This is a genomic window from Ferruginibacter sp. (assembly GCF_031391665.1).
Taxonomy (GTDB): Bacteria; Bacteroidota; Bacteroidia; order Chitinophagales; family Chitinophagaceae; genus Ferruginibacter.
On sequence record NZ_JANMUN010000152.1, the window covers coordinates 1 to 24,021 of the forward strand.

Consider the following 24,021-nt stretch of genomic DNA (forward strand, 5'->3'; position numbering starts at 1 on the left):
CAATTTAACCTTTAATCTAAAATGTTTGTTATGAAAAAAATTATTACCCTTTTGCTGCTTGTACTCACAGCATTTAGTTTTACATCCACAGCGCAACCCGGCACTAACTGCAATGCCGATTTTAGCTTTCAATTTACCAGCAACACCACAGTAAAATTTACACCTGTTGTTATTGGAGATTCTATAAACACATTTCATCAATGGAGTTTTGGTGATGGTGGCACTGCAGCTATTCCACTTCCTGTTCATACTTATAATTCCAGTGGAGTGTTTGCTGTAAAACATATTATCTCTAAAATAAATCCAAATGGTATTGAAGTTTGCAGGGATACTGTTATAAAGCAAATTACAATTCAGCTAACAACTCCTTGTAACCTGCAGGCTTATTTTATATGGCATGCAGATTCTACTAACTGGAATACAATACATTTTCAAAATAAATCTATCCCGGTTGAACCAGGTGATTCTATCAGATGGAATTTTGGTGACGGCTCGCCGGTTATAAATGGTTTGGTAGGCTCTCTTTCAACGCCAACTCATGTATATCCCAATGCAGGGTTTTACAATGTTTGTATCCGTGTTAAGAAAAAAAGTGCTGCAGGCACACCTCCATGTGTAAGCGAAATTTGTAAAACTGTTATTGTAACTCAACCTTGCAACCTTGTCGCTAACTTCAGTGCTCAACCTGACCCATCACATCCATTAAGAATAAAGTTTACTAATTTAAGTACGCCTGTTATTGCAGCTGATTCTGTTAGATGGACATTTGGTGACGGCACCAGCGTTAATGGTTTACAGGGCGACCCTAATGTAGCTAATCCTACTCATAATTATGCACAGGGCGGAATTTATGTAGTGTGCATCCGCATAAAGAAAGCTGTTAATTCAGCCGGAACACCACCATGCGTAAAAGAAATTTGCAAAACTGTTATTGTACAATCGCCTTGCAACATACCTGTAAACTTCAGCATGCACCGGGATTCGCTTAATCCACGTAAAGTGCATTTCACTAATTTAACTGCAGTAATCACAACCAACGCTATTGCTAAATGGAGTTTTGGCGATGGCACATTTGCAGGCACATGGAATGCAGTACATGAATATGCACAACCCGGCATGTACAGGGTATGCCTTACTGTGCAAACGGCACCAAATTGTGTAAAAGAAAAATGCGATACTATTGTTATTCCGCAACCTGCACCTAACTGTAAAGACCTTTCTAAATTTAAATTTGAAAAATTCAGCAATGATAACCACAAATATAAATTTGTACCGGATTATATCAGCAATGATATTGTTTATACCTGGACGTTTGGTGATGGTACCGGCAGCCACGACCCGATTGCAACGCACCGTTATGCACAACCAGGCATATATGTTGCCTGCCTAACAGCATGGCGTGGCCCAAATTGTGCTTCTACAACATGTAAGGAAATAAGGGTGCTGCCACAAATAAACTGCGACAGTATTAATGTTAGTTATGTTTACCAGAGAGATCCGCTGGTACCCAATAAAATATATTTTCATGCCAACAGTAACTTTCCCATACTTGATCAAACCTGGACGATAACAAAATTATCGCCTGCAACAACACCTCCTGTAATACTGCACCAAAATAACCCGGCATACGTATTTAATGATACAGGTTTTTACAGGGTTTGTTTAAAAGCAATTACACTGGGTGGCTGCGTAAAAGAGTATTGCCAGGTAATTCGTATAGAGCATGTAGTTAATTCAGTGTGTGAGTTACAGGCATACCCCAACCCTACTACCAATCTTATAAATGTAAATGTATTTTTACCACAGGCGGGTGCAATTGATGCTTATATTTATAATACACTTAATGTACTGGTAAAAGAAAAACATTTACAGGGCGTGGCAGGTAATAATTTAGTTACCATTAATGTAAATGATTTAGTGCCCGGGTTGTACACCATTAAAGTAAAGTATGGTGGCAAGATATGTTATGCAAGGTTTAATAAATTATAACTTCTGGTTTCATGATGATAGAAAAAAGATCCTGCAGCTTAATTGTTGCAGGATTTTTTTTTGAACAGCACGTGGATAACAGCCGTTATATGCAGACAATAGAAAATTAATAGATATATTTGAAGCAAATTTTACATCCTGATGAACGGGCTGGCAATATTACTTTCAATTACCACTGCTGCATTCGCAATAAAAAAACCGGCAATTATTTGCAGCGGGCCTGCGCCTGCAGCATTTACTCCAACAGAAAAAACTATCCTTCATAAACTAGGGGATAAAAATATTTCTCTTAAAGTAATTCAGTATGGCCAACTGGTTACCACCTGCTGCATTAATTTACATGATGATGAAGTAACGGCAGTAAAAGCAGCACGTACAGTTTTAGAACAAAAAGGCGGCATATTAATTAAGATTGAAAACAATGCTCAACGCAATATAAGTTTCCCGTTTAAAGGTGTGGTATATACATTTGACCCCAACAGGATATTTTCGAGAACTGGCATTGATGGTACCCTTAAAGCCACCGGAAAAAAAAATCCACTCGCTGTAATTGAAGTAGAAAAGTTTGCAGCGCAATTATTACAATTAATTCCTGATACCATTTCCTGCATTGTGGCACTGCATAATAACACCGATGGCGATTTTTCTGTAAAGACTTATCAGCATGGTGGTAAAAGGCAACATGATGCTAAACAAGTTTATGCAGATAACTGGCAAGATATAGATGATATTGCACTTACCACCGATGAAATATTGTTTAACAAAATGAGTACGCTGGGTTACAACAGTATTTTACAGGATAATGAAAAAGTAAACAAAGATGGTTCGTTAAGTGTGTATTACGGCGAACTAAACAAGCGCTATATAAATATTGAAACGCAGCATGGTAAAACTGCACAATACGGAGAAATGCTGAGCAAGCTTTTATTTTTTTTACAAGAAGAAAAAAAGTCTGAGCCTGTCAATACAACAGTTTCTATTGATAAATAAAATACTCTCCTATTTTTGAAAAGGTTTATAAAATAGCCGAGACCAAGTTCCACCGTAATTTATCCCGATTTTTATCGGGAGGGGGCAGAGGGGGTTTTACCTCCCAAACATTTTATCCAGCTAGCCTTTTTTAAATCTCTAAGCCGTTGTGAGTGTTCCCATCCAACATTTAATTTAAAGCATTTTTCTATTACTACCGCTTTTTCTCGTGACAAGCGGGTATTACGAGCCACGCTTTCAATTTACGGAATAATGTTTCAGTATCTTAAAATCATCTTTACTATTTTTTACGCCGCTGTTCAAAGACACACTCGGCGGCGAGGAACGAAGCAGAATACAGACGCCGGAGTAATTTAATTTTTATTCAAAGCATAGTTAAATGAAAACTGGTAAATAGGTAACCCATATCCTATTTCGGGTGCTTTAATGTATTTGTAATAAATAGCTTTTAAGTTTACAAGGTTGTTTATTTCTACACCAAAGCCTATTGAATAACCAGTGTAAACGCCATTAGTTTTTACATCGGGCAAAAACTCTTTAATTTGTTTTGAATTTGAATAAGTAAAATGGTAACGGGCTACTAGCCAAAATATTCCAACATTTTTTGCATTGTTACGCTCCCATGCTCCGGTTTGAAAATATAAGCCTGCTGTGCTAAAACTATTTACAAAATTAACTGGCTTGCCGGTTTGTGTGTTTGTAATTTGTCCAACTCTTATACCGGTTAATACTCTTTCGCCAAAATGATAGAGTAAACCTGTTTTAGTAATTTTTTGAGTTTTTTTAAAATATACAGTACCATCAATACTAATGTTTATTAAGCCACTTAATGGATTAATATACTGGTTAACCAAATGGTCGTTACTTTTTAATAACTGCCCCCCTGTATTTTGATTTTGAAAGTTATTATTGCTTACACCACCATATAAAGAAAGTGGAATTGCAAACCTGCCAGGCTCTCCAATGTATAACCTTATAAAACGTGCCGAAGCATTTACTTGTCCGTTATTAATAATATCAATAAATCCGGATGTAAAAATTTCAGGCTTATACGTATCAGTCTTATCTGATTTTGCCGATGGGCCATTTGCGCCAATCACCATACTTTCTTTTGCAAATAACACACTATCTTTTACCTGTGCTTTACACATAAAAGGTAGTAGCCAAAATAATATTGACAAAATTTTTTGCATAATAAGGAAATAAAAGTACCAAACAAAACAAAAAAATTTTGGTAACAAAAGATGTAACAGGTAGAAAACTTCTATTTCTTTTTTTGAAGTTTAAAACGGAATAAAGCATTTGCAGTAAGCCACATATTGTTATTTGGTGTACCGGCAATAACACTGTAAGCGGGAAATAAATCGATATAGGAAGATGATGAAACTTTAAATGAATAACCTGCTGCTACGCTAAAAACAAAATTGTTTAAGCCTTTATCATAACCAGATATGCCAGCATCTGCGGCAGCAAAAAAACCAGAATTTAAAAACCCTGTTTTATACCCTGCTTTTATTTGTGTAAGTGATGTTTTAGTAACGGGTTGATTTTTTGCGCCAATAGATAAGTAAGAAACTGTAGCAGTAATTGTACCCAGTTTTGTTACACTGTAATTTGCCTGTACTGTTCCACCCACAGCATTTTTATAATAATAATTATGATTTTGATTACTTAAGGCAAAACCAACTGTTGGCCCTGCGCCTATAGAGAATGTATTTTTTTGGCTAAATACAGTGGTCGTAATAAAAAACATACTACTTAAAACAATTACAAACATTTTCATAATAATTATTTTTTTATCTTTATTGGCACTCCCAGACTAAACCCAAAATTTGTACCCCGGGTGCGTAGTACTTGCTTTGGTACATCAACTTGTCGTGCTGGATCATTATAATAACCATATTGATAATTGATATCAAAATGCGCCATATCTTTTAGCCCTTGATTATAAAAAACGTTAAAGCAAAGTTTTCTTTTTCCCTTTTTATTAAAAATATCAAAACCGCCAGTGCCTCTTAAAAATACCCCAAAGCCATCCCGGTAATGATCGGCATAATAACCAGCATAAGAATCTGTTGTAGCTATACCTCCAGAAGAATTAGCAAATTGCATCTGATAATAAGTTTTACTTCTGTTTAAGCTTACGCCTAAGCCAGCTGAGTAATTAAAAAGTATTTTTGAGTTAAATAGAAATCCTTTTTTAAATTTTCCATTTTTTTGTAAAGCATAACTAAAAATTAAATGGTCAATTGTTCGGCCATTTTTAGAATAATTAAAACTTAACAATTGCAAGCTGGTTGCTTGTATATAAAACTTATCAATCAGTTTAAAATAATAACCAATTGGTTGTTGCTCTATTGAAAATTTGTGTGTTATTTTTTTTGCTTTATAAAATACATCAATACGCCAGCTGCCATTTATTTTTGCAATACTTGGCTTAAACTCCTTATTATTATGTCCTGGTGCATAGCTTATGCCATTAAAAGGTGCAGTAAGGCTTATTAAACTATATAATTTTTGTGCATATGCACCAAATGCTAAAAAAAAATTAAGCAAAAGAAATATTTTTTTCATAATCAATTTAAATGCCGGTATAACTCTTTAATTAAACAAAGAGTTATACCGGTAATTTTATTAATATCCCGATACTATTCTGTAGGGATGTGGAAAAAAGTATGGAGGCGGATTAGGATTTCTATCCGTTGCAACTCTAATACCAAAATCTACATTAAAATCGTAGTGAGATAATGATCTTCCACCACTATATGGCCGCCAGTTTAGTATTCCATTACCACCGCTAAAATAACCTTCCTCAAGGGTTTCTGCTTTATTTACTTCAGCAGCGCAACGCCTCCTGTATTTTACCGTACCAATAAGCTTTAAATCAACTAAGTTATAAATTTCAGCAAGAGTCCAGCTTCCCCCATAGGTACAGCGCCACACACTTCTAATTTTTGATTGCAGCGAAAAATAAAAAATAAACTTTTGATACACCAGTTTATCATCCATGCCATAGGTTCTGCCTAATGTTACATTTCCGGGGCATTCTTCATTAGTTGTAATCCATGTAGGTATATCTTTTTGAGTTTGCCTTCTTGCTCCGCTGCATCTCCTTTCTGCAGTTAATGAATTTTGGTAATCTACTGGTGTTATAGTATTATTCTCCAATGCTTCTAATAATTCCAGTCCAAAATCTTCGTCGCCATCCAATACCATCATCCCGCTTGCAGATAAATTATTATTTACCAGGTCGGAATAAGCGTTGGCATTACCTGCATTAATCATAAGGCCTCTGTTGTTTATCTCATCAATTTTAATAAGATAAGTACCAATTTGAAATATTTGGTCAATATTTAATACCTCTTTCAAAAAATCGGGGTATAAAGTGTCTGCATTTAATGGCGTTAGGCTCTCTTGTTCAGCCATAGTGGTTAGTGTGCTGCTTTGCACTGCAACATTTCTAAGGCTTAACCAGGTATTTTCATTTTCAGTAAATGACTCATAGGCAACAACTCCATTAAAAATCATAACATTTCCATTAGCGGTAGGTGTTTGCGCAAAAGAAATATTTGAAATAAGAAAACTTGCTGCTGCTAAAAAAAGAATTTTAAACTTTTTCATGGCTATACTTTAATTATTGTGCCTACTCTTTTTATAATTCCGGTTTTTGGCTTACCCGGCTCATTGGCCAATGATAAACAAATATACCTGTGCCCGTAAGCCGAAAAAAAGTAGGTTTTCACAAAATCTGGTGTTATTTTCACAAAATTAAAATGTGAAATTTACCAGATTTAAATTTAAGTATCGGGAAGAAAAAGTTAAGTTTTTGCCAAACAAAACATCAAAGAGCATTGTATACTATAAAGATGAGATATTTTGTTACTAAATGTATGTGAAAAATCACAATTTCGAAACAATAATTTACAATATATTCACGTGACAAATCACTAAATAGTTACACATTGTTAATAACTTAATAATCACCCCTAGAAAAATATACACGGATAAATCCATACGTTATTCAAACTTTGTTGTTTTATTTTTTCTGAAACCCTAAACCAAAAACATGCAATTTTCACTTAATAACAACTTGATAAGGTTAGCTGTTGCAGATGACCATATTTTATTTAGAGAAGCTATTTGTGCACAAATAAATACCTGGGATGATTTTAAAGTAATAATACAGGCTGCAAATGGCCACCAGTTGCTTGATAAATTAAATAATAATAATCTGCCGGATGTGGCGTTGATTGATATTGCAATGCCAGAAATGAACGGATATGAAACCATGAAAGCTCTAAAAGAAAAGTATCCTGCAATAAAATTAATGGGGCTTTCTGCTTATAACAGTTCGGAAATGGTTTGCCAATTGATAAAATTGGGGGCACGGGGTTTTGTAAATAAAAATGATGATATAATACGACTAAAAAAAGCAATTACTCAAATTGTACAAACAGGATATTTTTTTTCTGATCATACGGCATCTAAAATGGTTGAAAAGGCGCTACGTACAGGCACGCATTTTAATAAAGATGATATAACAGACAAAGAAGTTATTTTTTTAAAATTGCTTTGTACAGAAAAAACATACAAAGAAATTGCAGATGAAATGGATATAACTGAGAGGCATACCGAATATATGCGAAATAGTCTTTTTGAAAAATTTGAGTGTAAAAGCCGAACAGGATTAGCCATTATGGCTTATGAAAAAGGATTAGTTGTTTAGCCTTTGACTATCTGATACTTTATGGAATGATGTCAATTTAATTTTTCTTTAACCTTGTTCAAAGCAGTTAGTCGTTTTTAAAATGTTGCCTGTTACCAGGCTACCTCCCAAACATTTTATCCAGCTCTTCTTTTTTAAATTCTAAATAAGTTGGCTTACCGTTGGGTGTAATATTAGGCGTAGCGCAATCAAATAAATTTTGCACCAGCACTTTTATTTCTTTATCTGTTAAAGAAGTTCCTGCTTTAATAGATTGCTGTAATGCCATCGAACGCAATAATTTTTCCCGTTTACTGTATTTTAAATCGTTGCTGAAATGTTTGTATTGCTCCAGCATTTTTTCTACTGCTACTTTTTCGTTGCCATCGGTTACATCTGCCGGTGAGCCCTGTATAACAAAAGTGTTATTACCAAATGGTTCTAATAAATAACCTAAATGATTTAAATCGGGCAGCAACTCGTTTAATAACACAGCATCTGTAACAGAAAGTTCTAAAGCCGCCGGAAATAAACTGCGCTGTGCAGCAATGGGCTTACCATCTACAGCAGTAACAAATTGTTCGTACAAAATACGTTCATGAGCATTTTGCTGATGAATTAAAAAATAACCTTTATTGGTTTGTGCAACAATGTAACTGTTGTGAAGCTGAGAAAGATCATCTGTAGTTGGTCGTTGGTCGTTAGTGGAGTGCAGTGTTTGCTGAGCGCTGCCTATTGTATGTTGCCCGATGTCAGTGGTCTGTTGCCTGTCGTCTGTACTTTTTTCATAAAAACTTTTCCAATGCTTTAACTCACTTTTACTTTCAATAAAATGCGATTGATTTTTTTTGGTAAAGGTGCTGTATAAAGAAGAAGATGCTGCAGTAGATTTTTTTTCATCGGTAAAAGGTTTGCTTACCGCATCTGATTGCTGAATAGAAATATCCAGGTCAAAATCTAAAGTAGGCGTAATGCTGAATTGCGCCAGTGCATGCTTTACCGCACTCTGCACAAAAGCATACACAATTTTTTCATCTTCAAATTTTATTTCCTGTTTAGTGGGGTGTACATTAATATCTAATTGCGACGGATCCAGATCAATAAATAAAGTGTACATCGGAAAACTATCTTTAGCGATCATCGCATCAAAAGCATTCATCACTGCATGATTGAGGTAAGCACTTTTTATAAAACGGCTGTTCACAAAAAAATATTGATCGCCTCTTGTTTTTTTGGCCGTTTCGGGTTTACCCACAAAACCAAAAATATTCATGTAATCAGTTTGCTCCTGTACACTTACTAATTTGGCACTGTAATTATTACCCAAAATTTGAACAATACGTTGTTTTAATGTACCCTTCTCTAAATGAAACACCTGTTGGCCATTACTGCTCAACGAAAAGAAGACTTCCGGAAAAGCCATAGCGACTCTTATAAATTCATCAACTATATGCCTTAACTCTGCAGGGTTGCTTTTTAAAAAATTTCTCCGTGCCGGCACATTGAAAAATAAATTTTTCATGGCAATGCTGGTACCAAGCGGTGCAGCAACAGGTTCTTGTTTTTTTACAATACTGTTTTCTATTTCAAGATAAACACCGGTTTCGTCTTCGGCTCTTTTTGTTTTTAATTCAACCTGCGCTACGGCTGCTATGCTGGCTAATGCTTCTCCCCTAAAACCCATTGTTTTTATTCGAAACAGATCTTCTATATTACTTATTTTAGAAGTGGCGTGCCGCTCAAAAGCCATACGGGCATCAGTTTCACTCATGCCTTTGCCATTATCTATAACCTGTATTAAAGATTTTCCTGCATCGTTTATAATGAGTTTTATTTCATCGGCTCCTGCATCTACGGCATTTTCCAACAATTCTTTTACAGCACTGGCTGGCCGCTGAATTACTTCACCAGCTGCAATTTGATTGGCAATGTTATCGGGTAATAATTGAATGATATCGGGCAAAATCCTGTAATTTAGAACTTCAAAAATAACATATACTTTTCACTATAAAATTTTTTAAAGGATTATGAGGAAATTCTTAATAGCAACCCTTTTTTTTATATCAGCAAAATCTTTCAGTCAAAATAGCCCGGCTCAAATTTGGGCCGACAGTGTTTACAAAACACTATCGGATGAGGAACGGATTGCTCAATTAATGGTAGTGCGTTTGTCGGCCTATAATGCTACCACAAAAACGGCTATATTTTACGATAAGCAAGTATCAGATTTAGTTAAACAATATAATGTGGGTGGTATTTGTGTTTTTCAGGGCAGCCCGGTTAAGCAGGCCAATATTATTAATGCATTACAGGCGCAGGCAAAAACGCCGCTGCTGATGTGTATTGATGCAGAATGGGGTGTGGGGATGCGAATGATTGACAGTGTGCTGCCGCTGCCCAGGCAAATGATGCTGGGTGCCATGCAAGATGCAAACATTGTGTATGAGTATGGAAAAATTGTAGCAGAACAATGCAAGCGTGTAGGCCTTCAGGTGAATTATGCACCGGTGGTGGATGTAAATAATAATCCCAACAATCCTGTAATTAACGACAGGAGTTTTGGCGAAGACAAATATAAAGTGGCGCTGTTTGGCATTCAATACATGAAAGGCATGCAGGATAATGGCGTGATGGCTTGCGCCAAACATTTTCCCGGCCATGGTGATGTAGCGGTAGATTCTCATTATGATTTGCCGGTGATAAATAAAACGATGGCTCAATTGGATTCATTGGAGTTATATCCCTTCAGAGAAATTTTTAATGCCGGTATTGGCAGTGCAATGGTGGCACATTTATCTATACCTGCTATTGATAATACGGCTAACAAGCCAACTTCCATTTCAAAAAATAATGTTACTGATTTATTAAGAACCCAATTAGGATTTCAGGGATTAACTTTTACAGATGCATTGGAAATGCAGGGTGTTAAAAAATATTATCCTGATGGTGCCGCATCGGTAGAATCTTTAATTGCGGGTAATGATATGCTGTGTTTGCCCGGCGATGTGCCTTTAGCAATTGCAAAAATTAAAGCTGCGATTAAAAACAATAAGCTTAGCTGGGCTGATATTGAAATGCATTGCAAAAAAGTATTGCTGGCAAAATATCAATACGGTTTAACAACGTTGCAACCAATAAATACTGATAATCTTACCAATGATTTAAACAGTAAAGTTGCTGCAATGCGAAAATTAGTTGCCGAAAATGCATTGACTGTTTTACAAAAAACAGACGATGTATTTTTCCCAATGCCTGCACCTGCAAAACCTGTAGCAAAAGATGTAGTGTATATAAGTGTTGGCAACAGCAGCGATAATACTTTCGCAAAACGTATGCGTAACGATTATAAAGCGGATGTTTTTTATTTTAACTATAATCAGGATGCAGCAAGAATTTTAAGTACCGTGGCGTTAATAAAAAAGCGGTACAAAAAAGTGGTCATTGGTATTCATAATTACAGCCGTGTACCGGCAAATAATTTTGGCATATCAAAATCTGCAATTGATTTAGTAACTCAATTGCAACAGCAAACTACAGCGGTAACTTTCGTTTTTGGTAATCCTTATGCCATAAAAAATTGGTGCGGTGCAAAAAATATTATTGCCTGTTACGAAGATGATGCAGTTGTTCAAAACACAGCATTAGATTTATTGCAGGGAAAAATTACTGCCAAAGGAAAATTACCGGTTACAGTTTGTGATGACTATAAATATGGAAGCGGCATAGTTTCTGCAGGTTTTTTTTTGCCCCGGACAAATCCCGACGAAGCCGGCCTTGACCCGGTTAAATTAAATGTAATTGATTCTATCGTTGGCGATGCCATAGAAAAAAAAGCCACACCCGGTGGCGTAGTGCTGGTAATTAAAAATGGAAAAATTGCCTACCATAAAGCTTACGGCAATTATACTTACGATAAGGCAGAGCCGGTACAGCTGGAATCTATTTATGATATGGCCTCGGTTACAAAAATTTGCGCTACTACCATTAGTGTAATGAAATTGTACGATGAAGGAAAAATAGACCTGAAAAAAAAATTAGGTGATTATTTGCCCTGGGTAAAAGGCAGCAACAAAGAAAATTTACTGGTAGAAGATATTTTATTGCACCAGGCAGGCCTTGTATCTTATATTCCGTTTTACAGGGAAGTAATTGATTCTGCAGGCCAGCCTCTTACAAATTATTTTGCTCCAAAACAAAATGATTCTTTCAGTATTCGTGTGGCAGAAAATTTATTTATGAGTAACGTTTGGAGAGATACTTTATACCAGCGTATTTTAAAAAGTAACTTAGGCCAGGCAGGAAAATATATTTACAGCGACAACGATTTTATTTTTTTAGGTAAGATGGTAGAGGCGGTTAGCGGCATGCCATTAAATGAATATGTACAAAAAGAATTTTATACACCATTGGGATTAACCACTTCAGGGTTTAAGCCCCGAAATCGTTTTACATTAAACAGGATAATACCAACCGAGCAAGAGAAAAATTTTCGCCAGCAATTATTGCGTGGCGATGTACACGACCCCGGCGCATCAATGTTTGGCGGCGTTGCCGGCCATGCAGGTTTATTTAGTAATGCATACGATTTAGGCGTGATAATGCAGATGTTGTTAAATGGCGGCACATTTAACGGCAAAAAGTATTTGCATAAAGAAACCGTAGCACTTTTTACAGCTTACCAAAGTAAAATAAGCCGCCGCGGTTATGGTTTTGATAAACCCGAAAAAGATAATGCTGTAAGGCCTGAGCCTTATCCCGCTTTATCAGCATCGCCGCAAACCTTTGGCCACACCGGTTATACGGGCACATGTGTTTGGGCCGACCCTGCCAATAAACTCATCTTTATTTTTTTAAGCAACCGTGTTAACCCCGAAGGCGGCGATGTGAACAGAAAATTATTGAACATGAATGTGCGGCCAAAAATTCATGAAGCGATTTATAAAGCGATGGGGAAGTAAAAAGCTTTTATAATAAAGAGGTTCAGAATCAAAATTATATTAATTCAACTCTTCCGAACTCTCCGGCAATTTATCATACTCACCTTTCAAAGCGTAATAACCAAAAATCATTAAGCCAACAGCTATGGGTGTAAATATGGTGATGATGATGATCCACGGAATAGGTTTATTAATATCTTTTGTGCCATTACCAATATTATGCACTGCTCCCATAATTAAAAAATAAATTATCGCAGGTGCAATTATCATCCATACAAAACCCATTATTTTTTTAAGTAAGTTCATAAAAATGTTTTTTCTAACCCCGTAAGGTTTTAAAAACCTTTCAGGGTTAATTATTTAATCATCGATTTTTTTATCAATTTTATTACTTAAGTACAAAGCCCCAATTACAAAACATAAAGCGGCTACACCAATGGGATACCATAACCCCACCAATGGATCTGCAGTAAAAGTTGCAGTTAACAATGTTGCAATAAAAGGCACCAGCCCACCAAATACACCATTACCAATATGGTAAGGCAAGCTCATGCTGGTGTATCTTATTTTAGTTGGAAATAGTTCTACTAAAAAAGCTGCTATCGGTCCGTACACCATGGTTACAAAAATTATCATTACCCAAATGAGGAAGATGAATTTCCATTTTGTTGGGCTGGTTAATATTTTATCATTATAAGTTGGGTTCTTATCATGAGCTAAATAACGCATATTATTAAATCCTGATTCTGAATCATAGTAATAAAAAGTATCTACAACGTTTTCAGTAAACCTAATTCCCGACGATAGCCCCCATGTTTTTGTAGAGTATTGCAATTCTGTAAATCCACGCTTATTCCTCTCTATGGTATCTCGTTTTTGTATTAATGGATTTTCTTTTCCCTCAATTTTAATATAAAGGCGTCCTTCATCTTTCGCCATCCATTCCTTCGCATCCGCACTCTTCAACAACTCTCCAAATATCGGCCTGTAAAAAACCACCCCCAATAACATCCCCGTAAGCATTATCCATTTTCTGCCAATCTTATCACTCAATGCACCAAACACTAAAAAAAATGGTGTTGCCAATCCAATAGCCCATAATAATATTTCACGGTTTTGCATAAACTCAATCTTCACCGTATTCTCTAAAAAAGATTGAGCATAAAATTGGCCGGTGTACCAAATTACGCCCTGCCCCATTACTGCACCAAACAAAGCCAGCAGCACCATTTTAAAATTTGACCTGTGCCCAAAACTTTCTTTCAACGGATTGACAGAAGTTTTTTTCTCAGCCTTTAATTTTGCAAACACCGGGCTTTCGTTCATCTTTAATCTTATATAAATAGAAACGCCTACCAGCAAAATAGAAATCCAGAAAGGATAGCGCCAGCCTCCCCATTCTTTATTAAAGTCGGCATCGCTCATGTTATTTTTTACCGCCATAATAACACCGAGTGCAACAAACAAACCTAAAGTTGCAGTAGTTTGTATCCATGCAGTAAAATATCCACGGCGGTGTGCAGGTGCATGTTCGGCCACGTACGTTGCGGCGCCACCGTACTCGCCACCTAATGCTAAACCCTGTATTAATCTTAATAATAAAACTAATAGTGGCGCTGCAATACCAATGGCTTTATAAGAAGGCACCAGCCCAATTAAAAACGTAGAGCCGCCCATTAAAACTAAAGTGAGCAGGAAAGTATATTTGCGGCCGATCAAATCTCCCAGCCTTCCAAATACCAATGCACCAAAAGGCCGTACTAAAAAACCTGCGGCAAAAATTGCGAGTGTACTCAGCAGGGCTGCAGTTTCATTGCCATCAGGAAAAAATTGTGTTGAAATAGTTTTGGCCAGCATACCAAAAATATAAAAATCGTACCACTCAATTAATGTGCCCAGCGAAGAAGAAAAAATAACTTTACCTATTCCTTTAGTTCCATTTTCATTTATCATAAACAAATCAATTGTTTGGAAAGATACACAGTTTTTAAATGCCATTATCCTGCACTATCTGCAAAATAAAACGATTGCGTAATTTTATTTTTTTTCACCATTAATGAATGGGTATGTATAATTTTGGAGCATCAAAAAAATAACAATGGACTATCCTTATCAAATAAAATCTTTTGAACAGTATAAAAGCGATTATAAAAAAAGTGTGGATGATCCCGAAAATTTTTGGGGTGCAGTAGCTGATAATTTTTTATGGAAGAAAAAATATGATAAAGTTTTAGAGTGGAATTTTACTGAACCAAGGGTGGAATGGTTTAAAGGGGGTAAACTTAACATTACCGAAAACTGTATAGACCGCCACTTACCAACAATGGCCGATAAACCTGCGATTATATGGGAACCCAACAACCCCGAAGAAAGAGTAAGAATAGTTACCTATGCCCGTTTGCATAAAAGGGTTTGCCAGGTGGCACAAATGCTGATTAATAATGGCGTAAAAAAAGGCGACCGTGTTTGTATATATATGGGAATGGTGCCGGAGCTGGCGTATGCGGTATTAGGTTGTGCAAGAATTGGAGCCATTCATTCTGTAATTTTTGGCGGTTTCTCTGCCCAAAGTATTGCCGACAGATTAGAAGATGCAAAAGCTGAATTTATAATTACCTGCGATGGCGCTTACCGTGGCGGAAAAGATATTCCATTAAAAGCTGTGATAGATGATGCATTGATTGGTAACAAAACAATTAAACGTGTAATAGTTTATACCAGAACAAGAACGCCTGTTTCCATGATAAAAGGCAGAGATGTTTGGTGGGAAGATGAAATGGAATATGCGGAAACACAGGTAGAAAAAAATGGTGTAGTTTCATTTCCTGCAGAAGAAATGGATGCAGAAGACCCATTGTTTATTTTATACACAAGCGGCAGTACAGGTAAACCAAAAGGTGTGGTGCATACTACTGCCGGGTATATGGTTTGGACTGCTTACACTTTTGTAAATGTTTTTCAATACCAACCTGGTGATGTCCATTTTTGTACTGCCGATATTGGATGGATAACCGGCCATAGTTATATTTTGTATGGTCCGCTCAGTGCAGGTGCCACTTCATTAATGTTTGAAGGAATTCCTACATGGCCCGATGCCGGCCGTTTTTGGGATATTGTGGAAAGGCACAAAGTAAATTGCATTTATACAGCCCCCACTGCAATAAGAAGTTTAATGAGTTTTGGTACAGATCCAATAAAAGGCAAAGACCTGTCTTCATTAAAAGTTATTGGAACAGTTGGTGAACCTATTAATGAAGAAGCATGGCATTGGTACGATGAAAATATTGGGAAGAAAAAATGCCCCGTTGTTGATACCTGGTGGCAAACAGAAACCGGTGCCTGTTTAATAAGTAACCTTGCAGGCGTAACACCTTCTAAAGTTAGTTGGGCAACTCTGCCCATGCCGGGAGTGCAGCCATTGCTGGTAGATGAAAATGGAAAAGAAATAACGGAGAAAGATGAGAACGGTATTATGAAAGGCAATCTTTGTATTAAAGCGCCATGGCCTGGTATATTAAGAACAACTTATGGCGATCATGAAAGATGCCGCACCAATTATTTTGCCACTTACCCCAATTTATATTTTACCGGTGATGGTGCGTTAAAAGATGAAAATGGTTTTTACAGAATTACAGGAAGAGTAGATGATGTATTAAACATAAGCGGCCACCGTATAGGCACAGCCGAAGTGGAGAATGCCATTAACATGCATGCAGGCGTGGTGGAAAGTGCGGTAGTGGGCTATCCGCATGATATAAAAGGCCAGGGCATTTATGCCTATGTAATTTACAATGGCCATCATGGCGATGAAAATTTGCGGCGGCAGGATATTTTACAAACTGTAACAAGGGTAATTGGTGCTATTGCCAAGCCTGATAAAATTCAGTTTGTTACCGGCTTACCCAAAACGAGAAGTGGAAAAATAATGAGAAGGATTTTAAGAAAGATCGCTGAAGGAGAAATGCAAAATTTGGGAGATACCAGTACATTGTTAGATCCGGGAGTGGTGGAGGAAATTAAGAATGGGAAGGTGTGAGTTTTTACCGCAGAGAAAAGGAGTTGCAAAGATTTCGCTGAAGCTTCTCTGCGTAATCTCTATTTCTCTTTTTCTCAGCGATATTTTTAAAAAAAAGAGCTCCCAAAAAGGAGCTCTTTAAAAATTAATTATTAAAATTTTAATACCCAAATATCTCCTCCAAACTCAACCTTTTCAACTCACCATATTTTTTCATTTCATCTTCAGATAGTTTTTTATCGGATGCGACAATACAATAAGTGTAAGGCTTGTTGGCAATATATTCAGTATGAAATTTTTTCAATTCGCTGTAACCAATTTTATCCACCGCAGTGTAAGTTGTTTTACGGATGTCGCTGGTTAAACCTTTTTGCTGTGCAGTAAGGTAGTTAAAAATAATACCATCCTGCGTTATGCGTTCTGTTTCAATATCTTTTTTAATACCGCCACGGGCATAATTAATATTTGCTTCTACATTAGGTAAATCGTTCAGCAATTCATTCATGGCAATAATAGATTCGTTAAATTTATCTGCCTGGCAACCCACATAAGCCAGTGTATAAAATGGATCTTCTTTTTTTTCTGGCTTTGCATAAAATGCAAAAGTAGAATAGGCAAGCGCTTTGCTTTCTCTTATCGTTTGAAAAACCAATGCACCCATTCCTCCACCAAAATAATTATTAAAGATGTCAATCACCGGTTCTTTATCTGCACTGTATGGAGCAGTATTTCTTACCCAGCGTATTTCGCTTTGCACCATATTGTAATCGGCAAACAATACCTGGTTTTTCTCCTGCGATGCGGTAGTAAATTTTACTTTTTCATCTGCTGGTTTAAATGCTGCCGGCACTGCATGCAATGTTTTTAATGCTGCAGTTAATGGCACCAGTGGCTGAGGACCATAATATAAAATTTTATGACTGTAGCTGTTCATACTATGCAGTGTATTCACTAATTCTTCTGCAGTAATATTTTTTAACTCCTCGTCGCTAAGCGTATAGTTAAATGGGTTTTTATTACCATACCTGGCATAAGAAACCAAGCCGCTCATAATAGCTGCTTTGTTTGCTTTAGCATCCGTTCTCGATTTTGCTATTCTTGCCTTTAATGCTTTTAATGCAGTTTCATCGCCTTTGCAATTTTTTAAAACGTCTTCAAATAATGTTACGGCTTTAGTAAAATTATCCTGCAAACCTTCAATGGTAACGGTTGTAAATTCTGTTCCGGCACTTACAGTAAAGCTGCAGGCTATTTTGTAAAACTCTTTGGTAATATCTTCAGCACTCATTTTATCAGTACCTAAAAATTGAAGGTATTGTGTAGCCAAACTTAATTTTTTATTATTCCAGGTGCCCATATCAAAGCGGTAACGCAAACGAAAAATACTGTTGTCTTTATTTTGAACATACAATATTTCCGCAGGGCCAACTTTTGTTTTTTGTACATCCTTAGTATAATCTAACCAAACAGGGTTTACCACAGTTGCAGGCATTTTATTTACCTGGCTTACAAAATCAGATTGTGCATTACGGTTAGTTTCTACCGGTGTAATCGGTGGCTTTTCTACTTTTACAATACTCTTATCTTCACCTTTACGTTTGTAAATAAAAACATAATTATCTCCAAGATATTTATTGGCAAATGCCACAATATCTTTCTTGGTTAATTTAGATAATAAGTCGGTGTAGGCCACCTGTTCTTTCCAGTCCAGCTCCGATGTAAAGGCATCCATCAGTTCGCCGGCCCTTGCACCATAAGATTCTGTTGCCTGTATTTTATTTTTCTTTTGATTGTTGATGATGGCAGTAATTAAATTATCATCAAAATTTCCCTTTTTTAAATTTTCAATTTCACCCAGCATTAAAGTTTTTACATCTTCTAAACTTTGGCCTTGTGTAGGATTACCCTGCATAAATAAAATGCCATGATCAATTAATGTAAATGCAGAAGCAGAAGCTCTTAATAATTTCTGTTTCTTCACTAAATTTAAATCCATCAGGCCTGCTTTACCATTGGTTAAAATCTGGCCTACTAAATCTGCCAGCAACACATCTTTATCTTTATTACCTGGCAACCTAAAGCCAATGGTTACACTTTCTGCATCGGGCCCTGCAACTTCTGCACCAATCGGGGCAGTAATGGCTTGCTCCGGCGGAAAAGTATATTTAGCAACTGGTTTATTTTGCAGGTAAGAAAAAGAAGCGTCCACTTTCTTTATCATTTCATCGGGGTTAAAATCGCCACTCATTATTACACCCATATTATTAGGTACATAATATTTGTTATAATATTTTCTTATTTCATTAAGAGAAGGGTTTTTTAAATGCTCGATTGTACCAATGGTAGTTTGCAAACCATAATTATGATTTTTAAATAATTCAGCAAATAACTTTTCCTGTACTTTTCTGCCATCTGCATCAAGCCCACGGTTTTTTTCTTCGTACACAGCCTCCAGCTCTGTATGAAAAATTCTTAAGATCGGATTTCTAAAACGTTCGCCCTGTACTTTTAAATATTTATCAATGGCATTGGCCGGCACATCATCGGTATAAACCGTTTGTTCAAAAGATGTAAAGGCATTGGTGCCCTGTGCCCCCATCGAACTCATCATTTTATCATATTCATTGGCAATAGCAAATTTTGATGCCACACCGGAAACAGAATCAATGCGGTGATAAATTGCTGCACGCTTTTCTGCATCTGCTGTATGATTGTATTCTTCATATAAGGCATCAATTTTATCTAACTCAGGTTTTTCTTTGGCCCAGTCTAACGAACCAAATTTATCTGTGCCTTTAAACAACATGTGTTCCAGGTAGTGAGCAAGGCCGGTGTTTGTTGAAGGATCAGTTTTGCTGCCCGCTTTTGTAGCCACATAACATTGTATGCGTGGGTCTTTATTAGTAGGGCTCAAAATTACTGTTAAGCCATTTTTTAACGTATAAAATCTTGCCCTGGCAGGATCGTTGGTTACATATTTATAAGTGTAGCCGCCAGTAGTTACCGTCTTCCACTCGTACTTGCCGGTTTGGGCAAATGCAGTAACGGTGGTTAACAGCAGCACAACAAGAAATACGTTTTTCAGTAATCGCATACAAAATTGTTTTAGTAGTTTAAATTGAGCCGCTAAAGTACAAATTCTAAATATTAAAATAATACCGTTCGCAACATTATTAACTTTACTTTTGAAAAAAATACTGCACTGCTTTATGAAAAGATTTTTAAAGATTTTATTACGCACATTTATGGTGCTTTTTATTTTAATAAATGTAATTGTGGCTTTTCATGCTTATAAGTTTACCCATTTTTACAATAATGGCGAAGTGGTATTAAAAAAACAGGAAGACAAAAGCGGCTGGGACAAAACCAAAGAATTATTATTTGGCATTAATGCAGTAAAACAACAAAATACTATAGCCGATTCGGTTAACGAAAAAGTTATTTTAACCACGGCTGATAAAATAAAGTTAGAAGGCTGGTACACTGCTGCGGACAGTCCCAAAGGAACCGTTTGTATGTTTCATGGGCATGGTGGTAAAAAAAGTGGTAATAATAAAGAGGCTGAAGAATTTAGAAAGTTAGGCTACAATACTTTTCAGTTAGACTTCAGGGCACATGGTAACAGCGGCGGTAATACCTGCACTATTGGTTTTGATGAAAGTGAAGATGTAAAACTGGCTTACGATTTTATAAAAAATAAAGACGAAAAAAATATTGTGCTCTGGGGAATTTCTATGGGTGCGGCGGCAGTAACAAAAGCAATGAATGATTACACCGCATTACAACCGCAAAAAATTATTTTAGAAATGCCTTTTGGCACTATTGAAGATGCAGTGGAAGGTCGCATAAAAATGATGCATTTGCCTGCACAGCTATTATCAACTTTAATAACTTTTTGGGGCGGTGTGGAGCATGGTTTTTGGGCATTTGGCATGAAGCCGCAGGAATATGCCAAAAAAATTACCTGCCCCACTTTATTGCAATGGGGAGCTAATGATCCACGGGTGAGCAGAGCCGAAGAAGATATTTTATTTGCTAACCTTGCCACTGTCAGTAAAAAATTTGTAGTGTACGATAATTGTGTACATGAAAGTTTGTGTAAAAAAGAAAATGAAAAGTGGATGGGTGAAGTGAGTGATTTTTTAAAGTAGTTTTTTTGAGCCGGGCAATATCTCTTTGGGCATCTTCATTGGCAGAGTTTATCCCGAGGAACGAGGGACACTCTTCAGCTGAAAACCTTTGTTGAACATTACAGACCATTTGCACATGCATCCTAAAAATTTATCTATAAATAATTTCACCTACCATCTTCCCGATGAAAAAATTGCATTGCACCCTTTACAACAAAGAGACGATTCTAAATTATTGATTTATAAAAAGGGTAGTCTACACCAAGATGTTTATAAAAATATCCATGAACATTTACCTCAAAACAGTTTACTCATTTTTAATAATACCAAAGTAATACAGGCACGTATTTTATTTACCAAGCCCACCGGCGGCATTATCGAAATTTTTTGTTTAGAACCTTATGAAGCCATCAATGATTACGCTTCCATCATGAGTAAAAAAGAAAAAGTAAAATGGAAATGCATGATCGGTGGCGCCAGCAAATGGAAAGAAGGTGATTTGGAAAAACAATTCGCCATAGGAAACGGGCAGTGGGCAATAAAAGCAAAGCTGATTGAAAAAATTGCTGATGCTTATGTAGTGGAATTTTCCTGGGCTCCGGTTGAGCTAAGTTTTGCAGAAATATTAGAAGAGTGCGGTAATATTCCTTTGCCACCTTACATTAAAAGAAAACCCGAAACAGAAGATAAAGAACGTTATCAAACTATTTATGCCGAATACAAAGGTTCGGTTGCTGCGCCAACTGCAGGTCTGCATTTTACAGATACTATATTTTCTTCTTTACAAACAAAAAACATATCTGCCGGTTTTGTTACGCTGCATGTAGGTGCCGGAACGTTTAAACCTGTAAAAGCAGCTATCATGCAAGAGCATGAAATGCATGCAGAGTGGATTGATGTAGCTATTGAAACCATAGAGAATTTAATTGCAAATCTTTCAAACACTGTTGTTGCAGTGGGCACCACCTCATTAAGAACACTGGAAAGTTTATACTGGCTGGGTGTAAAAGCATTTTTGCATCCATCTTTGCAACAATTACAAATTACGCAGTGGGAAGTATATGATGAATTATCCGGCAATGAAAATATTACTGCACAGGAAGCATTGCTGGCTTTAATAAATTGGTTACAAAAAAATAACCTGGATAAATTATTTACTCAAACGCAAATATTAATTGCACCGGGCTATCAATTTAAAATTGCAAAAGCCATCATCACCAATTTTCATCAGCCGCAATCTACTTTATTGCTTTTAGTTGCTGCAGCTGTTGGTGATGACTGGAGAAAGATTTATAATTACGCTTTAGAAAACGATTTTAGGTTTTTGAGCTATGGGGATGGGAGTTTGTTGTTTATTTAATCTGTTGAAATTAAAAACCTGTCAGGTTGAGCTTGTCGAAACCGGGCTGCGCTATAGCAGAAGCCTTGCAAAAAAATCGTTTCTCAATCCTCCAATTTATTAAAATCAGATTTAGATTTCGCTAATTTTTTTTTTCTTCCAATCCTCAATAAATAAAGCTTCTTTCTTTTTTCTCGACCATCCTTTAACTTGTTTTTCCCAGGCTATTGCTTGAGTAATATCCTGAAAACGTTGACAATATTTTAAAATTACAGGGCGTCTTTTAAAAGTGTATCCCGAAGAGTTTTTTCATTATTATGTTCCCAAATCCTTCTTTCAATATTATTGGTTACGCCAGTGTAATAACTCTTATCACTGCATTCAACAATATAAACAAAGTAGTTGTGGGCTATTTTCATTTCAGTAAATCTTTTTGCATTAACCCGGTTTCGACAAGCTCAACCTGACAGTATTTATTTTGCTACCTACTGTTGAAATTATTAAAAAAAATTTAGAAGATGAATACAGTTTTGAAGATAAGAAGTTCTGTATAATCAAAATACGTCTCAAAAAATTTTAACACTGCAAAGTTCCCCTTCAGGGGTGGAGGGGCTTTTTATTTCTGTATCGTAACCGGTGTACCAACAGGTATATAACTAAACAGATCTTTCATCTCGGTGTATTTAACCGAAACGCAACCATCTGTCCAGTTGTAAAAATTATCTACGGTCCATTCTTCATCGGGCCGGGTGGCATGGATGGCAATGCCGTTACCAATTTTGGAGTTTTTGGGAATTACACCTTTGGCAATACGGTCGTTAAATTTTTTATAGCTCGGGCCATTGGGGTAATCTAATAAAAGCTCGGGGCCCCATTTTGGGTGGTGTTTTTTTACAATTATTTTAAACTGACCTTCCGGTGTACGCTTATCGCCTTCTTTCATTTTATCTCCTAAATCTTTACTGCCAAAAACAATTGGGTAAGTGGCAAACCAACCTTCGTCGTCGTACACTTTAAGTTCGTAATCGCTTTTATCTACAATGATATAATAGGGATTTTCTTCTGTGCTTTCAACAACCGCTGGTTTTATTTTTTTAGTAACTGTTGCGGTACGGGTTTTACTTACCGGCTTTTTCTTTTTACCCTTATCCTTAGTAAAAGAAACCAATGCCAGTACTGAAAACAGTAAAATTAAATGAGTTAAACGAACCTGCTTCATGGCAAATGGAATTTTATCTACTTATTCAAACGCCGTGCCATGTAAAAATATTTCATTAACGTGAATAACATTAACAAATTATAGGGAATGTGGAAAAATTATTTAAGAAACATACTACCGTAGTTACTGCAAATGCAGTGGGAAAACTACGGTAGTATGTAAAAATAAAAACTAAAATTTTAATGAAATACTTTCTGGTCAAGCGTTTTAGCCTGATCAATCATTGCTTGTAATTTTTCTGCCGAAGGTACACGGCCGCTTAAATTTTTAGCATCGTTTATTTCCTGCATTTTTGCAGCAAGGTTTGCCGCATTACGGGTGGCCAGTTCTTTTACAGTATCCACACCGGCAGCTTCCATCAGTTCGGATGTTTGCCCGGCAATACCATCAATGCGGTGCAGATCGCTATGGTTTACCCAGGTTAAAATTTTTCCTTCGTCAATACCGGTTGCATCGGCCAATTCTTTGCGGCCGTTTTTGGTACCGCCTTTTGCAAGTATATCATCAGTATTGTTTACACCTGCAGCTTTTAATTTTTCTGCATAAGCAGGCCCAATGCCTTCAACGTCGATAATGTTGTACGCCATTTTTTTAAATTTTAAAATTTTCGGAAATTGTTTTAAGTAAAATAACAGACGCAGCTACAGCAGCAAAAGTTGTACCCGAAAAAAATAAAAAAAACCTCCGGTAAACGGAG

Annotated in this window: 18 protein-coding genes; 7 read left to right on the top strand and 11 right to left on the bottom strand. The window is 36.5% G+C overall.

The genetic code is table 11. The annotated features are described in order from the left end of the window. Positions 1-30: 30 nt before the first annotated feature. Positions 31-1,989: a PKD domain-containing protein gene (locus tag ACY651_RS10850; RefSeq protein ID WP_462252578.1), complete on the top strand. Its 1,959-nt coding sequence runs from the start codon at positions 31-33 to the stop codon at positions 1,987-1,989. A 141-nt stretch (positions 1,990-2,130) separates the two neighbouring features. Continuing rightward, positions 2,131-2,979 carry a hypothetical protein gene (locus tag ACY651_RS10855; RefSeq protein WP_462252580.1) on the top strand — a complete coding sequence of 283 codons (849 nt, stop codon included), beginning with the start codon at positions 2,131-2,133 and terminating at the stop codon, positions 2,977-2,979. A 353-nt stretch (positions 2,980-3,332) separates the two neighbouring features. On the opposite strand, the gene ACY651_RS10860 is transcribed toward ACY651_RS10855, so the two are convergent. The 4 genes from ACY651_RS10860 to ACY651_RS10875 all read right to left on the bottom strand — a co-directional run bounded on the left by ACY651_RS10860 (position 3,333) and on the right by ACY651_RS10875 (position 6,600). Continuing rightward, positions 3,333-4,130, bottom strand: a complete 798-nt coding sequence (locus tag ACY651_RS10860) for a hypothetical protein (protein WP_462252582.1) — start codon at positions 4,128-4,130, stop codon at positions 3,333-3,335. A gap of 113 nt (positions 4,131-4,243) precedes the next feature. Beyond that, on the bottom strand, positions 4,244-4,762 hold the full coding sequence (locus ACY651_RS10865; RefSeq protein ID WP_462252584.1) for a hypothetical protein: 519 nt from the start codon (positions 4,760-4,762) through the stop codon (positions 4,244-4,246). Between the two features lie 5 nt (positions 4,763-4,767). Continuing rightward, on the bottom strand, positions 4,768-5,553 hold the full coding sequence (locus ACY651_RS10870) for a hypothetical protein (protein WP_462252586.1): 786 nt from the start codon (positions 5,551-5,553) through the stop codon (positions 4,768-4,770). A gap of 60 nt (positions 5,554-5,613) precedes the next feature. Further along, on the bottom strand, positions 5,614-6,600 hold the full coding sequence (locus ACY651_RS10875; RefSeq protein WP_462252588.1) for a hypothetical protein: 987 nt from the start codon (positions 6,598-6,600) through the stop codon (positions 5,614-5,616). A gap of 445 nt (positions 6,601-7,045) precedes the next feature. Between ACY651_RS10875 and ACY651_RS10880 the strand changes: the two genes are divergently transcribed. Then, positions 7,046-7,705, top strand: coding sequence for a response regulator (locus ACY651_RS10880; protein WP_462252590.1), 660 nt, complete (start codon positions 7,046-7,048; stop codon positions 7,703-7,705). A gap of 100 nt (positions 7,706-7,805) precedes the next feature. On the opposite strand, the gene mutL is transcribed toward ACY651_RS10880, so the two are convergent. After that, on the bottom strand, positions 7,806-9,647 hold the full coding sequence (mutL, locus tag ACY651_RS10885) for a DNA mismatch repair endonuclease MutL (RefSeq protein ID WP_462252592.1): 1,842 nt from the start codon (positions 9,645-9,647) through the stop codon (positions 7,806-7,808). Positions 9,648-9,711: 64 nt separating this feature from the next. On the opposite strand from mutL, the gene ACY651_RS10890 reads away from it, so the two are divergent. Continuing rightward, positions 9,712-12,642: a glycoside hydrolase family 3 N-terminal domain-containing protein gene (locus ACY651_RS10890; protein ID WP_462252594.1), complete on the top strand. Its 2,931-nt coding sequence runs from the start codon at positions 9,712-9,714 to the stop codon at positions 12,640-12,642. 39 nt (positions 12,643-12,681) lie between these two features. On the opposite strand, the gene ACY651_RS10895 is transcribed toward ACY651_RS10890, so the two are convergent. Both ACY651_RS10895 and ACY651_RS10900 read right to left on the bottom strand, forming a co-directional pair. After that, positions 12,682-12,927, bottom strand: coding sequence for a DUF6814 family protein (locus tag ACY651_RS10895; protein WP_462252596.1), 246 nt, complete (start codon positions 12,925-12,927; stop codon positions 12,682-12,684). Positions 12,928-12,981: 54 nt separating this feature from the next. Continuing rightward, the gene (locus tag ACY651_RS10900) at positions 12,982-14,574 is read right to left on the bottom strand and encodes an MFS transporter (RefSeq protein ID WP_462252598.1); all 1,593 of its coding nucleotides are present in this window, start codon (positions 14,572-14,574) and stop codon (positions 12,982-12,984) included. 145 nt (positions 14,575-14,719) lie between these two features. On the opposite strand from ACY651_RS10900, the gene acs reads away from it, so the two are divergent. Then, positions 14,720-16,657, top strand: a complete 1,938-nt coding sequence (acs, locus tag ACY651_RS10905) for an acetate--CoA ligase (protein ID WP_462252600.1) — start codon at positions 14,720-14,722, stop codon at positions 16,655-16,657. Positions 16,658-16,796: 139 nt separating this feature from the next. On the opposite strand, the gene ACY651_RS10910 is transcribed toward acs, so the two are convergent. Then, positions 16,797-19,730 (bottom strand): M16 family metallopeptidase, encoded by a 2,934-nt coding sequence (locus tag ACY651_RS10910; RefSeq protein ID WP_462252602.1) that lies wholly within the window; start codon positions 19,728-19,730, stop codon positions 16,797-16,799. Between the two features lie 115 nt (positions 19,731-19,845). Here ACY651_RS10910 and ACY651_RS10915 point away from each other — a divergent pair, with 115 nt between their 5' ends. Next, positions 19,846-20,787 carry an alpha/beta hydrolase gene (locus ACY651_RS10915; RefSeq protein ID WP_462252604.1) on the top strand — a complete coding sequence of 314 codons (942 nt, stop codon included), beginning with the start codon at positions 19,846-19,848 and terminating at the stop codon, positions 20,785-20,787. Positions 20,788-20,902: 115 nt separating this feature from the next. Then, positions 20,903-22,126 carry an S-adenosylmethionine:tRNA ribosyltransferase-isomerase gene (locus ACY651_RS10920; protein ID WP_462252606.1) on the top strand — a complete coding sequence of 408 codons (1,224 nt, stop codon included), beginning with the start codon at positions 20,903-20,905 and terminating at the stop codon, positions 22,124-22,126. A gap of 248 nt (positions 22,127-22,374) precedes the next feature. On the opposite strand, the gene ACY651_RS10925 is transcribed toward ACY651_RS10920, so the two are convergent. From ACY651_RS10925 to ACY651_RS10935, 3 genes are all read right to left on the bottom strand, one after another. Further along, entirely contained in the window at positions 22,375-22,524 is a 150-nt protein-coding gene (locus tag ACY651_RS10925) for a GIY-YIG nuclease family protein (protein WP_462252608.1), read from the bottom strand. A gap of 197 nt (positions 22,525-22,721) precedes the next feature. Continuing rightward, a complete protein-coding gene (locus ACY651_RS10930) occupies positions 22,722-23,324 on the bottom strand; it encodes a L,D-transpeptidase family protein (RefSeq protein ID WP_462252610.1) in 603 nt (200 codons plus the stop codon). 179 nt (positions 23,325-23,503) lie between these two features. Continuing rightward, a complete protein-coding gene (locus ACY651_RS10935; RefSeq protein ID WP_462252612.1) occupies positions 23,504-23,911 on the bottom strand; it encodes a DUF4332 domain-containing protein in 408 nt (135 codons plus the stop codon). Between the last annotated feature and the right edge of the window lie 110 nt (positions 23,912-24,021).